Here is a 14,958-nt window from a genome sequence, read left to right on the forward strand (position 1 = left end):
GGTTTTATGCAACAAAGAAAATTAATAATAGTAGAATCACCAACAAAAGCAATAACAATAAAGAAATATCTTGATAACTCATTCTTAGTAGAAGCATGCATAGGACATATAAGAGATTTGCCAAACAGTGCTAAAGAAATACCTGAAGAGTACAAAAAATTTGAATGGGCAACTATCTCTATAGATCATCAAAATGACTTTAAACCGCTCTACATTATCCCAAACAATAAAAAAACAGTAATTGAAAAACTCAAAAACCTCATAAAAGAAAAAGACGAAATCTATCTTGCCACTGACCAAGATAGAGAAGGTGAAACAATAGCATTCCATTTAAAAGAAGTATTACAAATTAAAAATTATAAAAGAATGGTATTTCATGAAATTACAAAAAGTGCAATAATCGATTCACTAAATAATACAAGAGAAATTAACATGAATCTCGTTAATGCCGGAGAGACAAGAAGAATACTAGATAGACTTTATGGATATACTATCTCTCCTCTACTTTGGAAAAAAATTGCTTACGGACTCTCTGCCGGGAGAGTACAATCCGTTGGCCTTCAATTAATAATAGAAAAAGAAATGACAAGAATAAATTTTAAGAAAGCCAATTATTATTCCATTACGCTTGAATGCAAACACAACAAAAATGACATACAGATTAAAACAATACTTGAAAAAATTAAAAACAAAAATGTAGCTGAGAGCAAAGACTTTGTAAACGACACAGGGAATCTACACGATCCTGAAAAAACGATTGTAATAGACAAAACATTAATGAATATGCTTACAAAGGAGTTAAATAACACAAAAGAGATAGAGGTGATTTCAATTGAAACAAAAGAAATAAAACAAGCGCCTCCTAAACCATTCATCACATCTTCTCTTCAACAAGAAGTAAACAGACGATTAAAAATAGGAACCAAACAAATTATGAATTACGCACAAAAACTATATGAGAACGGCTACATAACTTACATAAGAACAGATTCTTATAACATTGCCAAAACCGCAAGAGAAAAAATAAAAACTATTATAAAAGAAAAATATGGTGAAGAATATATAGAAACAAATGACAGATTATATGCCAAAGCTAAAATGGCTCAAGATGCACATGAAGCTATAAGACCTTCTGAACTCTTTACTTCTCCTGAACAAATACAAATAGAAAGCGAAACTGCCAGAAAAATATATAAAATAATATGGGATAGAACTATTGAATCCGTAATGAAAGACGCAATAAAAAAAATTATTAAAATAACATTGAAGTATGAAACTTTAACCTTTAAAACAAGTTTCACAACAATCATCTTTGATGGCTTTCTAAAAAACAGTAAAGAGTCTTATGAAAACAGTATCATAGATTTTTCCCTTATAAAAGAAGGTGATAAATTTGTCATCTTAGATGTAAAACCAGAAGAGCATGAGACAAAACCTCCACTTAGATATACAGAAGCATCACTTGTACAAAAGCTTGAAAAGGAAGGTATAGGACGTCCTTCAACTTATTCAACTATTATCTCAACACTCTTTGAAAGAGAATATATATTTGAATATAATAACACACTAATTCCAACAATAAAAGGAGCTGCTGTCATAAATCTCTTAAAAAAATATTTCCCAGTATTAATTGAACTAAAATTTACATCTCACATGGAAGAAAACCTAGATAAGATCGCAATAGGCGCATTAGACAAAATAAAATATCTAAATAAATTTTATAATGGAGAAGAAGGTCTTAAGAATACTATAAATAAAATAGAACCCATTATTAGCCCTGAAGAATTTAGAATAGTTCATGAATATACTAATAACGAAAAATTTAGTTATAAAGTTAATATTGGCAAGTTTGGTCCCTATTTAATTTTTAATGGAAATAATTATGCGATTAATGTAACAACACCATTAGAAAACTTATACAAAGAAGATGATATAAAAAAAATAATATCAGAAAAAGAAATACAACCCAATATATTAGGAATTGATCCTGAAACAGGACTTAATGTGATATATAAAAACTCAAAATATGGAGGAATTGTCCAACTTGGAGAGGATATTCATGCTCCACAAGAATTCACAAAAACAGGTAAACCAAAAAAACCTAAAATAATAAAAGCTAAAAAAATGTCAACAAAAAATATAGAACATGAAAATATAACCCTAGAACTTGCTCTCAAATTACTCTCACTTCCAAAAATAATTGGCGAATATCCAAAAACTCATGAAAAAATAATTGCTACAACAGGGATTTTTGGAGACTATATTAAAACTGAAAACAACAGCATAATATGCCCATTAAAAAAAGACACAAAAGCATACGAAATAACACTAGAAGAATCAATTAAACTGCTAGACGCAAAACTAGAAAAAAACGGAATTATTGTAAAAACAATACCACTAGCAAAAAATAAAGTTGGAAATAAAATTTATGTTTACAAACAAAATGATAAATTTTATGCTAAAATTAAGAGGAAAAAGGTTGATTTGCCTACTGATATCGACCTTAATCAAATAGATGCAACTTATATTTTTGGACTAATGTAGGATATGAATGATTTTGAGCTTCCCATTTACAAATATAAAGATGAATTAATTAAAAATTTAAAAACAAACAACGTTTTAATAATAGAGAGTCCAACAGGAAGTGGAAAAACAACACAAATACCAAGGATAATATATGAATCAGGGCTAATAAAACTTGGTAAAATTGGTATAACACAACCAAGAAGAATAGCCACAATATCAATAGCAGAATATATTGCAAAACACATTAAAGTTAAACTTGGAGAAGAGGTAGGCTATAAAATAAGATTTCAAGAAGTCACAAGCTCCAAAACAAAGATAAAATTAATGACAGATGGGGTTTTATTACAAGAACTCAAAAAAGACACCCTACTTTATGAATATGACGTAATAATAATAGATGAGGCTCATGAAAGAAGTTTAAACATAGACTTCATACTAGGACTTATTAAAGATATATTAAACAAAAGAGAGGATTTTAAAGTTATCATCTCATCTGCCACAATAAATACACAAGTATTTTCAAAATACTTTAATAACGCTCCAATACTTAGCATAGAAACAATTACTTATCCTGTACAAATAATCTATAATCCACCACTACTCAATACATCAAAATCAATGATATTAAAAATAAAAGAAATAATTAGTGGTATAATCAAAGAAAAAAAAGAAGGTGATATCCTTATATTCCTATCTGGAGAGAAAGAAATAAAAGAAACGATAAAAGAAATTTATGAACTGAATTCCAAACAAGACTTAATAATATTACCTTTATATGGTCGAATGGCAAAAGAAGCACAAGAACAAATATTTATGCCTACACCAAAGAATAAAAGAAAAATTATAGTATCAACAAACATTGCAGAAACTTCAATTACAATTGAAAATATCAAGATAGTAATTGATAGCGGAAAAGTCAAAACAAATAGATTTCAGATGAAAACACACACTTACTCACTTCAAGAAGTACCAATTTCAAAATCATCTGCAACACAAAGAGCAGGAAGAGCAGGAAGACTTGCAAAGGGAACATGTTACAGATTATATAAAAGAGATGAATATCAATTAAGAGACGAATATCAAAAGGAAGAAATATACAGAACAGATCTCTCTGAAGTAATCTTAAGAATGGCGGATATTGGAATTAGAAATTTTACAAGATTTGACTTCATTTCAAAACCATCAATTAAATCCATTCAAACAGCAAGTGACATATTAAAATCCTTAGATGCAATAAATGAAAAAAATGAACTTACGGAAATTGGAAAATATATGATCATATTCCCTCTAATACCAATACATTCAAGAGCTTTAGTTGAAGCAATGATGAACTATCAACAAGCAATATATCCAACCACAATTGGACTATCATTTTTATCCACAAGTGGAATTTTCTTACTACCTCAAAACGAAGAAATAGAAGCCAGACAAGCCCATCTAAAATATAAAAATCCACTAGGTGACTTAATAGGATTTATTAATATATTTGAAGATTATAAAAAAGCCATTAATAAAGAAACCTTTGCTAAAGAGAACTATTTAGATTTACAAGGTCTTGAAGAAATTACTAACGTACAAAGACAACTTGAAAATATTGTAAGTAGCTTCAACATACCAATAGTACATAAACATGAAATTGATCACGAAGGGTACTTAAAATCCATAATGAAAGGCATGAGAGATTACATTTGCTTTAAAACTTCAAAAAATAAATATAAAACAATAAAAGCCCAAAATATAGTAACTCATCCAGGCTCACTTATTAACACAGATTCTGTAAAATATTTCGTAGCAGGAGAAATAATAGAGACAAGTAAAAGATATGCCAGATCAATTGGGGTACTTAAAAAAGAATGGATCAACGATATTCAATTTGAAGAAAATGAACAAAAAAACACTCAACAAGAAAATAAAAAAATAAATCATACCCACAAAAACATAGCAAAAAAAGATAAAAAACATTTATTAGAAAATGAAATAACTATTGGGGGAAAGAAATTTAATACTCACAATGAAAATAAAAATCAATTAACAATTAGCTTAAAGGAAGTTCAAGAATTAATCTCAAAAAGATTAAAAAACTCAGAAGAGAAAGCAATAAGAAATGTCCTTGCAAAATTAACACATGAAAATTTAATAATATTCAAAAATAAGCAATTAATAGAAATAATGCGTATAGTAAATGGTATGGAATCAGACTGGTCGCTTATTAAAACATATGAAAGCGCAAATATCAACATTAATGAAATTGACAAGATGCAAAATATTTTAAAATGCACTATGAATTTCATTAAACATCCCAATAAAAAATCAGTTCTTTTCCTATCACTTAAAAGTAACTACTCAGACAATTTTTGGCTCAAACCTCAAAAAAGCTTTATCGTAGCAATTGAGGAATCAATGGATAGCATAAAAACCCTAATCGACAACAAAGACAATATTAAGAAACTTGATCCTATTAAAAAAATGGTAAATAAAGTTTATAAAAAATTAAACTTCTTTTTTTAAACATTCATAAATCACATTTAAGACTGTAAAATAAATATTAACAAAAAAATAAATAAATTAATTTTATTTAAACTAGAATCATATTTAAAGTTAATATAAACTGTAACTAATAAAAAACATATAAATTAATGGAGGATAAATATGAATAATTTAATTAAAAATATACAAAATTTAGGAAAAGCTGTACAAACTCCTGCAGCCGTTTTACCAATTGCTGGTCTTTTACTTGGCTTTGGATACCTCATAATAGAAACTACAGAATCTTCCAACATGCTTAGACAAATTGGCAGATTAATGGAACAATCAGGCGGTGCCATTTTTGGGAATTTACCCATACTATTTGCAATCGGAACCGGAATGGGACTATCTAAAAATAATAAAGCAGCCGCAGCGCTTGGAGGGGCCGTAGGATACCTAATTTTAAATGCAGGGCTATCTACATTTACAATAATGATTAACGGAAAATCAGAACCTGTTAACATGTCCGTTTTGGGAGGTATTATTACAGGCATAAGTTCAGCCATGCTTAGCGATAGAATAACAAACTACAAAATACCACAATTTTTAGGTTTTTTTTCAGGGCAAAGACTAGTGCCAATAGCTAATGGAATATTGTCTGCAATACTTGCCATAATATTTGCTTTCATATGGGCACCTCTACAAATAACTATTAATCAAATTGGAAACTGGATGATAGAAGCTGGTAATTTAGGAGTATTTGTATTCGGCTTTTTAAATAGACTTCTCATAATAACAGGCCTGCATCAGCTTTTAAACACTTTAGTATATTTTGTATTTGGAGAATATACCACAAATGACGGAAACATAATTCAAGGAGAAATTACAAGATATTTAAATGGAGATCCAAACGCTGGCGCATTTACATCGGGGATGTATCCAGTGATGCTGTTTGGACTACCAGGTGCAGCTCTTGCAATGTACTTAACATCAAAAAAAGAAAGAAGAAAAGAAGTAGGTGGTATTTTACTCTCTGCATCACTAACTTCATTTTTAACAGGAATTACAGAACCAATAGAATACACATTCATGTTAATAGCACCTTTACTTTATCTAATACATGCGATCTTAACTGGAATATCATTAGTAATTACTAATATACTTGAAATACGCATAGCATTTTCACTCTCCGCAGGAATAATAGATTACTTCTTAATGTTTCCAAAATCAACAAATGCTTTACTAATACTACCAATAGGACTTGTAATTGGAACTGTATACTTCACCATTTTCATAACACTAATCAAAACATTTAAAATTAAAACACCTGGCCGTGAAGACAATACCAAACAGCAAATAATTTCTAATAATGATTCTAAACTATCCCAAAACGAAAATTTTGAGAAAATTATCCAAGCTCTTGGGGGACTCGACAATATAACAAATATTGATTCATGTTTTACACGATTAAGAGTAGACGTTAACTCTTCCTCATTAGTAAATAAGGATTTAATGAAACAACTTGGAGCTACTGGAACAATCATTACATTAGGAAATCAAGTGCAAGTAATATTCGGAGCAAAATCCGAACAAATTTCAAATTATATAAAATCTAAAACTTAAATCATAAAGAATAAGAAGAAATAAATAAAATTTTTTCTTCTTATTTTCACTAAAAAAGTGTATAATAACTTAAATAAAATTACATGAATCTCATACAATCTAAAATATTGTTGATCTTGTCATTAATAATTCCTTTTGTTCTAACATATGCTACAGACAAAGAAAATTTAGAAAAATTAAATAAATTATATATGCTATACAACTTAAATAACAATTTACCAAAAGAACTCGAAACAATAAATGCAATCAAGAATCTAAATTCAGAATACTATTATCTACTCATGGCCAAATATTTACTTAAAATAAAAAAATATGAAGAAGCTAATAATTTTTTAAAAAAAATACAAGATCCTAAAGATAAAAACATAAAAAACGAGATTTTGTTACTAAAACTTAGAATCAATGAAGAAAATATAAGCGAGAACGAAATCAATGATATCTTACACAAACATAAAGAGTTAGATATAAAAATAATTTATCAATTATATAACATTGCAAGAATAAAAAATGACAAAATTTCTTTAAAGATAAAAAATATAATTTTAAACAAGTATCCTAAGAGCATTTATTCTTATAAAATAAAGAGAAATGAATAAAAAATTTTTAAGCGTAATAATATTAATTATGACAGCAAGCGTTTTATCAGCACAAAAATCAATCAATCCAGAAAACGTGGAAATGAGATATGAAATCATTAAAGGTTCTTTTAAAGAAAGTAATTACGTCATTATCAAGATTAAAAACAAAAATTTAAAGTTCATAATATCAAAACCTATTTATGACACAAAAACTAATAATTACTACTTTAATGGCCAAACAACAAGTCAATTTTTACTTTCCAACAAGGTAGATATTGCTATTAACACTAGTCCATATGAAATTAAAGACAATATATTCTACCCTAACGGTTTATACATATATGATAAAAAAATAATCTCCAATGCAAAAAAAGATCAAGGAATAATTATAATCAAGAACAATCAAATAATATTAAATCCCAAGCAAGATGAAATCAAAAATTCTGACTATGGTTTTAGCGGTTTCTTTCCTTTAATCAAAAATGGAAAATACACCAAAAATTTTAAAAAAAATAAACATCCAAGAACAATAATAGGGAGTGATAAAGGAAACAAACACCTATATCTAATAACGGTAGAAGGAAGAGGCGCTAATAATAGCAAAGGAATCTCGTTAAATGAAGCAATAGATCTATCATTAAGTTATGATATTAACAACTCTATTAATCTAGATGGAGGTGGTTCAACCACACTTGTAACAAAATCCAACAAATCTGCTTATAAACTTAATGCTACATCTAACCTTTTTGGACAAGAGAGAATAGTCCCTTTTCACTTAGGAATAAAACTGTCTAATTGAGAAATTTCCAACCAATATTAATTCCAAGAGTAACCTCAGTGGTTAGAGAAGAAAAATTCTTTACAGAAAGAGAAGTAGGTGAAATTGAAAGAATAAATAAAGGTCTAATATAGAGTCCTTTAACTTCAGGAACGAAAAAATCCGTAGCAAATCCCAAAGACAAAAACACCAAATTTTGTCTCTTAGCACTTAAATCAAGTGTATATTTAATTCCAAGAAGGGGAAATAATGTTCTAACATATTCCTTAAAAACAATCGGATAAATTCCATAAAGCCCAAAAGCAAAATATCTACTATGATGACTAGATAAAAAAGCATCTTTATAAGAGAGATCCAAAATAACATAATTAACATCAAAGAACAAACTTAGATTTATTCCATTATCCACTCTACTATAATTTTTTATAGAATTACTTATATCACTTTTGCTAGTATAATTAGTAAATTGATAAGCAAATCCCCCTCCAAAAGATAATGGATATGCGAATATTAAAGCACTTGAAGGAAAAAATAAAAATAATAAAAAAAAATATTTTTTCATTGATAATCCTTACACTTTCTAAAGAAACATTATATTATTATATATAACTGTATATCAAGTAACATATATAATAAAAGTATGAAAATAAAATTACTGTCTTTAATTTCTATAATATTTTTAACATGCAGCAAAAAATTAGAAATTTCTTTAATAAACAAATTCAACTTACCCAAAAGTAGTATCTTAGGATTTTCAAGAAAAGTAGGAATCATAACAAAAAATTATGCTATTTTAAACAATGTAACTAAAACGGACAATACTAACTATAATTATCTAACAATAATTAGAAAAGACGAAATAGTAAAAATTGAAAAAATAATGCAAAATACAGAAAAACACGGAATTAAAGGCAAATGGATACTAGCAACCTACAAAGGAAAAAAAGGGTACATCTTTAGTAAAGACATAAATATAATAGATAATATAATTATTGAATAAATTTAAATTAAGTAAACTAATAATATAAAAATGTTAGCTAGCAAAAAACCAACTAACATTTTTATTACTTGTTTTTCTTTTTATGTCTATTCTTTCTTCTCTTTTTTTTTCGCTTATGAGTAGATATTTTTTGTAATTTTTTTTTTCTTCCGCAAGGCACTCTTCATATCTCCTTATTAAACAAAAATTAAATCCAAAATGTCTCTTAAATCATCATCTGGATGAAACCACAAAACATTAGGAATTTTATCAAAAAAAGTCATCTGCCTTTTTACATATAAAAATGAATTTTTAATTATTAGATTTATTATATCATTTAACATAGAATAAGGTCTACTCTTCCACAACAAAAATTCACGATACCCTATTCCTTTAAAAGCCGGTGTTGTCTCATCGTATCCTTTCCCTAATAAACTCTTAATCTCTTCAAGCAATCCACAATCAATCATCTTCCCTACCCTAGATATTATTCTAGACCTCATCTCTTCCATAGGCCTTTTCAGGCCAATAGCTAAAACATCCTCAATCATCTGACCTTTTTTTAAAAATTGACTAATTGGAATACCTGTTTGATAATAAACTTCAAGTGATCTTTTAATTCTATAAATATCATTTTCATTGATTGACTCATATCTTTCAAAGTCTACTCTCTTAAGTTCCTCTAAGAGATAATCCTTCCCCCTTGTAGTAAAAAGATTATTTACATAAAATCTTATTTTAGAAGAAACAGGAGGGGTGCTGGGCAATCCATATTGTAAATGCTTAAAATAAAAAGCTGATCCGCCTACAAATACAGGAAGCTTGTTTTGATCTCTTAAATTCTTTATTATCTTGCTTGCTTCTTTATAAAAAACTCCAAGATTATATTCTTCAATCGGTTCCAAAAAATCCACTAAATGATGTTTTATATGAGACCTCAATTCAATACTAGGTTTACAAGAAGCAATATCAAACTCTTTATAAACTTGAATAGAATCGACATTAATTACTTCAGCTATACCTTTTGGAAAATTGAATAAAATATCACTTTTCCCTACAGCTGTGGGACCAAAAATAAAAACTATTTTATTTTTCTTCAATTGAATACGTAAATTGACCTGTTACAATATCATTAAAAGCCTGACTTACTACTCTCTCATTAGAAATAGAATGTTCTGCTAAAGAAATTTGATCAATAATCTGATCTGTACGAACTATAACTGCCATAACAAGTTCATAATAATTGCCATCAAAATCTTGTATCTCTTTTAAAGGTATTTTCATTTCTTTAAAACCTCCTTAATTTATTTACTTAATATATAAATCCTCTATTATCTATCTCATCCTTTATCAATTCAAAAACTTTATTTGCAGATTTATCAGTTGTATCAACTATAAAATCAGCTACATTTAAATAATTATCAATATCTATATTATATACAGATAAATATCTCTTTGAATCATTAAAATCTCTATTGAAAGTGCTCCTCAAAATATCGGAATACATACCACCTTCTCTGTTTATTATTCTCTCTGCCCGAATTTCTATCTTAGCATAAAGATATATCTTTAAATCGGCATTTTTGGCAAGCCAAATTGCAAGACGAGATGCAAGAACTGTATTATCCTCTTTTGAAAGCTCCAATAATTTACTATCAAGATATTCATCCCAATAATGATCATTTCTACCAATGATTTCTTTCTCATAAAACGTATCAAAGGACATATTCTTCTCTCTAGCAATATCATGAAAAGTATAATTAATAAGCTTTAGACCATAATGCTTTGCAAGCATCCCACTAATAGTTGTATTACCACAACCACTCTTGCTAGAAACAGCTATTCTCATTCAATATTCCTTAGATGTTCTTTTATTTTCTCTAAATTTAATTTCATGTTTAAAACTAAATTTCTAATATCAAGATCAATGGCTTTGTTGCTCATTGTTGTAACCTCTCTATGCATTTCCTGAACAATAAACTCTAAAATCTTGCCACATACTTCATTTTCAAGATTTTGATAAAAATTGTCTACATGTGAATATAATCTTACTATTTCCTCATTAATATCTAATCGAATTGACATTTTAGCAGCCTCTTCTGCAATATTAATATCACTAAAATCATCCATTAACTTTAATAAATTTCCCTTAAGACTTAAAAAAAGTTTACTATTTATACTACTCTGAGATCCCTTTAACAATTCTAAATCATTCCGTATTAACACAAGAATTGAAATTATATCTTGTTTAGTATTTTCACCCTCAAAAATTCTACTTTTATCATAATTTAATAAAGTCTCTTCCAAAACTTCCTTAAAAGCATGATAAATCATTTCTTGATTAACATCACCCTCATCAACAATTAAAGCCCCTCTTAAAGATAAAAAATCACTAAGACTCAATTCATCCTTAATGTTTAAATTACTATGCAATAAGCTATCTCTAAGATGAGCAATAGCTTCAATATAATGATGATTTAAACTAAAATTAATATTGGGAACCATTTCCTTATACCCTACATTTAAGAAAACATTTCCCCTTTTAACATAATTTGAAATTAAATTCCTTATCTCAATCTCATAAGCATATAAAACCTCAGGTAATTTAAATTTAAATTCTAAAAACCTACCATTATAAGATTTTAAGTTAACACTAAACATATAATTTGAAACAACTCTTTCTAAGTGAAAAAATCCAGTCATACTTTTCATTCAAAATACCTTTACAAAAAATCATGTAAAATAAAATTATTACCAGCTCCCATTGTAACAAATAAATCATTTCTCTTTAACAAAGCCTTTATAAAATCAACAGAATCGACTACTTCCTTAAAAAAATAAACATTCTGATTTAAATTTTTAAGAGCCAGAAACAGTTCTTTAGAAAGTTTATTAGGATCAAAATCTTCTCTAACTGAAAGATATATATTATGCAAAATCAACACATCAACATTACTTAAAACTTTAACGAACTCAGCAAAAAGAACTTTTGTCCTTGTAAAAGTATGTGGCATAAAATCTAAAATAATACGCCTACCCTTATAAAAAGTCTTCAATCCCAAAAGAGTATTTCTAATTTCTTTTGGATGATGAGCATAATCGTCAAGATATATAACTCCATCTTTTTCCATGATAAATTCCATCCTTCTTTTTATCCCCATGTATTCTTTAGCTATCATCTTTATCCGATCATCAAACCTCCAAACCAATTTTTTATGTTCCTCGAAAAATAATTTTAACGCCAAAAGTGATAATGCAAAATTTAAAACATTATGCATCAAAGGAGACCTTAGTCTAATATCAATACCCCCCAAGAAATCAAACTTTAAAAACTCGTCTATCACCTCAAAACGTTCAATCTTAAAATCAGCTAAAGAATTAAATCCAACACTAAACACTTTAATATCTTTTCTCAAAATTCTATTTTCAATTTTAAGTAAATTAACTTCATCAGCATTTATTATTAATATTCCATTTTTCTTTAAATTATTAATATACTGCAAGAAAACATTCTCAACTGCTTCATAATTTTCAAAAAAATCAACATGCTCATAATCGATGTTAGTTAAAACAATCATATCCGGTGAAAAGTGTAAAAAATGATTTCTATACTCACAGGTCTCTGCAATAAATATATTACTTTGACCAACAAGACTAGATTTATCTCCAAAATCTTTAACACTAGCACCTAATATTACATTAGGCTGTAATCCCAGAGTATTAAACAATAGACCCAAAAATGCTGCTGTAGTAGTTTTCCCATGAGAACCTGCAACTCCAATACTATAATACTTTTCAGAAATCTTTCCAATAACCTCAGGATAAGATAGAATAGGAATACCAAGTTCACGCGCTTCTAACAAAACAGATAAATTATCCTTATCATAAGCTGGGGAATATATTAAAATATCATATGATTTATTATGAACCTTGAGTGAAAATTCATAAATATTTTCATAATAAGATATATTATTGCTAGTTAATATATCTTCTGTATGAAATTTGGAAGGAACATCGACACCTTCTACAAAATACCCCTTAGCATTAAAAAAACAGGCAAGTGAACAAAGTCCAGAGCCCTTAATGCCTACAAAAAAAATACTACTTAAATTATCCAAGTCAACATTCATTATTCTTTTCCAAATCACCTTTTTGATCATAGAATCTATGTATAATAACATCAATACCAGATATATTAATTACCGTATATTTTAGTACGTTTTCAATAATATAACTTCTAAGCATTTCCGCATCATTAAGTAAATTATTTTCAAGTGGAATATCTAAAAAAAGCTTAAAAGAATAACTGCCTTGATTTTTTTTAATCTTTAAATTATAGACAATATAATTTTCATTATATCCAGAAACACAATGTTCAATAATTTGTCTTACAGCATTTTTAGAAACAGATAAAATGCCACCCTCTTCATGAAAATGAGGCTTTACAATAGAACGAATATAGTTTCTTTTTTTTGATAAAAATCCTTTACTTTTAAAAAAAACTCGTATTGAATCTAATAATAAATTAGGCTTAATAGACGTTATCTCAAAGGCAGCTGCTGGAACAACATGTTCTCCCATTTGTCTTGAAATTCTTGCCTTTTCTATTTCCCTTTTAGTAGAAATATCTGTTATATAAATAATTTTAGAAGAACTAGGCAAGAAAAGTCTAGAAGTTATTTTATCTATCATTCGAATACTTGTTCCCAATATTAATATTTTATTGAAATTTTCTCTGCGAAGAACTTCAACGATTTCGTTTCTATGAACATCATCTTCAAAAATAGAACGTCTTATTGCATCAAACATATTATTCTCAAACTTAGCAGAACTCCCAGCAATAATTTTCATATTTTTTATTAAAACACCATCATCAATTATCAAAGGAATAGAATATTTATCTGCTATCAAATGGGATCTAAAACTTTTTCCAGTACCAGCAACACCCACTAAAGAATAAACCTTAATTTTTACAAACTTATGTTTAATGGCAATTGAAATGTCTTTAACTGTACCTAAGACATTTTTAAATGTGCACTTATTAAATAAATCCCTTAAAATCATATACACCAAAAATATTACTTATCTGTTTTAAAAAATCTGAACTAGGTTCAACAAAAAATTCATTTCTTAAAAATAATGACTGGTTAAATTTTATCAAAAAAGAATGTAAAAAGTAATTGGTTTTTACAAATTGAGAATCATATTTCTTATCATTAATCAAAGCATGTCTATTAAATGCACATTGTGCTCTTATTTGATGTGTAAATCCCGTCTTAATTGACACCTCTGCAAGTGTTGAAGACTTAGACACTAAAATTGGTTTAATATCAGTTACAGCATTGCATTTATCTATATCATTGATAACAAAAGTTTTTCTTGCAATTTTATCTCGATATAAAAAATTTTTATAAGTCAAAGGTTTTGTAATCACGCCATCAAGTAAAGCAAGATACTTTTTAATAACAATAGCACTACTAAATGCCTGACTTAAAATTCTTGCAGAATTTATATTTTTTGCAAAAATAATAAGTCCTGAAGTATTTCTATCTAATCTATGCACAGCGGAGGGTTTAAAACTAAGAGAACCAAGACTTTCATCTGCAAGATAAGCATTAATCAAAGTATCAAGTGAATATCTATCCCCATGAACCAAAGTTCCCTTTCTCTTATTAATTACAAGCAAATCTGCGTCTTCATATATTATTCTTTTTTTTATATCTCTTAATATAGCAGCCTCATCTTTGACTATTACCCTGTTTAAGCTCAAACCCTGCAGTAAAGGTTTATACAAATAAATTTTGTCATCCTTAAAAATCCTATGCGAAAAGGAAACTTTTAAATTATTTAAAAGAATATCTCCATTTCTAATATGCCTGATTATTTTAGATTTAGGGAATTTTAAAAACTTTGTCAACACTGCATCAAGTCTTTTACCATCATCATTCTTTAGAACATTAATAACACTATATTTACCAACATTCTTAACATTTAAAGACAACATACAA

At 27.7% G+C, this 14,958-nt stretch carries 14 protein-coding genes; 6 read left to right on the forward strand and 8 right to left on the reverse strand.

The window, feature by feature from the left end; genetic code table 11:
• Positions 1-6: 6 nt before the first annotated feature.
• The 5 genes from topA (at position 7) to QMG63_RS00160 (ending at position 7,992) form a co-directional block, all read left to right on the forward strand.
• A complete protein-coding gene (gene topA, locus QMG63_RS00140; protein WP_281860653.1) occupies positions 7-2,544 on the forward strand; it encodes a type I DNA topoisomerase in 2,538 nt (845 codons plus the stop codon).
• A gap of 3 nt (positions 2,545-2,547) precedes the next feature.
• The gene (locus QMG63_RS00145) at positions 2,548-5,034 is read left to right on the forward strand and encodes an ATP-dependent RNA helicase (protein ID WP_281860654.1); all 2,487 of its coding nucleotides are present in this window, start codon (positions 2,548-2,550) and stop codon (positions 5,032-5,034) included.
• A 141-nt stretch (positions 5,035-5,175) separates the two neighbouring features.
• Positions 5,176-6,615: a PTS transporter subunit EIIC gene (locus tag QMG63_RS00150; RefSeq protein ID WP_281860657.1), complete on the forward strand. Its 1,440-nt coding sequence runs from the start codon at positions 5,176-5,178 to the stop codon at positions 6,613-6,615.
• A gap of 83 nt (positions 6,616-6,698) precedes the next feature.
• The gene (locus QMG63_RS00155) at positions 6,699-7,211 is read left to right on the forward strand and encodes a hypothetical protein (RefSeq protein ID WP_281860659.1); all 513 of its coding nucleotides are present in this window, start codon (positions 6,699-6,701) and stop codon (positions 7,209-7,211) included.
• Entirely contained in the window at positions 7,204-7,992 is a 789-nt protein-coding gene (locus QMG63_RS00160) for a phosphodiester glycosidase family protein (RefSeq protein ID WP_281860661.1), read from the forward strand. Before QMG63_RS00155 ends, QMG63_RS00160 begins: the two co-directional genes overlap by 8 nt.
• Here QMG63_RS00160 and QMG63_RS00165 read toward each other — a convergent pair.
• Positions 7,985-8,533: a TDE1717 family outer membrane beta-barrel protein gene (locus QMG63_RS00165; protein ID WP_281860663.1), complete on the reverse strand. Its 549-nt coding sequence runs from the start codon at positions 8,531-8,533 to the stop codon at positions 7,985-7,987. The genes QMG63_RS00160 and QMG63_RS00165 overlap by 8 nt on opposite strands.
• Before the next feature lie 78 nt (positions 8,534-8,611).
• Here QMG63_RS00165 and QMG63_RS00170 point away from each other — a divergent pair, with 78 nt between their 5' ends.
• Positions 8,612-8,971, forward strand: coding sequence for a hypothetical protein (locus QMG63_RS00170; protein WP_281860665.1), 360 nt, complete (start codon positions 8,612-8,614; stop codon positions 8,969-8,971).
• Between the two features lie 176 nt (positions 8,972-9,147).
• On the opposite strand, the gene miaA is transcribed toward QMG63_RS00170, so the two are convergent.
• From miaA to QMG63_RS00205, 7 genes are read right to left on the reverse strand one after another with little or no spacing between them, the layout of a single operon-like run.
• Positions 9,148-10,050: a tRNA (adenosine(37)-N6)-dimethylallyltransferase MiaA gene (miaA, locus tag QMG63_RS00175; RefSeq protein WP_281860667.1), complete on the reverse strand. Its 903-nt coding sequence runs from the start codon at positions 10,048-10,050 to the stop codon at positions 9,148-9,150.
• The gene (locus QMG63_RS00180) at positions 10,037-10,234 is read right to left on the reverse strand and encodes a DNA-directed RNA polymerase subunit omega (RefSeq protein ID WP_281860669.1); all 198 of its coding nucleotides are present in this window, start codon (positions 10,232-10,234) and stop codon (positions 10,037-10,039) included. The genes miaA and QMG63_RS00180 overlap by 14 nt, the downstream gene beginning before the upstream one ends.
• Positions 10,235-10,262: 28 nt before the next feature.
• Entirely contained in the window at positions 10,263-10,799 is a 537-nt protein-coding gene (gene cmk / locus QMG63_RS00185; RefSeq protein ID WP_281860671.1) for a (d)CMP kinase, read from the reverse strand.
• Positions 10,796-11,662, reverse strand: coding sequence for a YicC/YloC family endoribonuclease (locus tag QMG63_RS00190; RefSeq protein ID WP_281860673.1), 867 nt, complete (start codon positions 11,660-11,662; stop codon positions 10,796-10,798). The genes cmk and QMG63_RS00190 overlap by 4 nt, the downstream gene beginning before the upstream one ends.
• An 11-nt stretch (positions 11,663-11,673) precedes the next feature.
• Positions 11,674-13,080, reverse strand: coding sequence for a UDP-N-acetylmuramate--L-alanine ligase (gene murC / locus QMG63_RS00195; protein WP_281862028.1), 1,407 nt, complete (start codon positions 13,078-13,080; stop codon positions 11,674-11,676).
• A complete protein-coding gene (locus QMG63_RS00200) occupies positions 13,070-14,014 on the reverse strand; it encodes a hypothetical protein (protein WP_281860674.1) in 945 nt (314 codons plus the stop codon). The genes murC and QMG63_RS00200 overlap by 11 nt, the downstream gene beginning before the upstream one ends.
• Complete coding sequence (locus tag QMG63_RS00205; protein ID WP_281860676.1) at positions 13,992-14,954, reverse strand: RluA family pseudouridine synthase; 963 nt, start codon at positions 14,952-14,954, stop codon at positions 13,992-13,994. The genes QMG63_RS00200 and QMG63_RS00205 overlap by 23 nt, the downstream gene beginning before the upstream one ends.
• Between the last annotated feature and the right edge of the window lie 4 nt (positions 14,955-14,958).

It is taken from the genome of Candidatus Borrelia fainii (assembly GCF_027925085.1).
In the GTDB taxonomy this organism is placed as follows: domain Bacteria; phylum Spirochaetota; class Spirochaetia; order Borreliales; family Borreliaceae; genus Borrelia; species Borrelia turicatae.

Bases quoted from the DNA above. Each gene is read 5' to 3' on its own strand.
- topA (WP_281860653.1), top strand. From the start codon at position 7: ATGCAACAAAGAAAATTAATAATAGTAGAATCACCAACAAAAGCAATA.
- QMG63_RS00145 (WP_281860654.1), top strand. From the start codon at position 2,548: ATGAATGATTTTGAGCTTCCCATTTACAAATATAAAGATGAATTAATT.
- QMG63_RS00150 (WP_281860657.1), top strand. From the start codon at position 5,176: ATGAATAATTTAATTAAAAATATACAAAATTTAGGAAAAGCTGTACAA.
- QMG63_RS00155 (WP_281860659.1), top strand. From the start codon at position 6,699: ATGAATCTCATACAATCTAAAATATTGTTGATCTTGTCATTAATAATT.
- QMG63_RS00160 (WP_281860661.1), top strand. From the start codon at position 7,204: ATGAATAAAAAATTTTTAAGCGTAATAATATTAATTATGACAGCAAGC.
- QMG63_RS00165 (WP_281860663.1), bottom strand. From the start codon at position 8,533: ATGAAAAAATATTTTTTTTTATTATTTTTATTTTTTCCTTCAAGTGCT.
- QMG63_RS00170 (WP_281860665.1), top strand. From the start codon at position 8,612: ATGAAAATAAAATTACTGTCTTTAATTTCTATAATATTTTTAACATGC.
- QMG63_RS00180 (WP_281860669.1), bottom strand. From the start codon at position 10,234: ATGAAAATACCTTTAAAAGAGATACAAGATTTTGATGGCAATTATTAT.
- cmk (WP_281860671.1), bottom strand. From the start codon at position 10,799: ATGAGAATAGCTGTTTCTAGCAAGAGTGGTTGTGGTAATACAACTATT.
- QMG63_RS00190 (WP_281860673.1), bottom strand. From the start codon at position 11,662: ATGAAAAGTATGACTGGATTTTTTCACTTAGAAAGAGTTGTTTCAAAT.
- murC (WP_281862028.1), bottom strand. From the start codon at position 13,080: ATGAATGTTGACTTGGATAATTTAAGTAGTATTTTTTTTGTAGGCATT.
- QMG63_RS00200 (WP_281860674.1), bottom strand. From the start codon at position 14,014: ATGATTTTAAGGGATTTATTTAATAAGTGCACATTTAAAAATGTCTTA.
- QMG63_RS00205 (WP_281860676.1), bottom strand. From the start codon at position 14,954: ATGTTGTCTTTAAATGTTAAGAATGTTGGTAAATATAGTGTTATTAAT.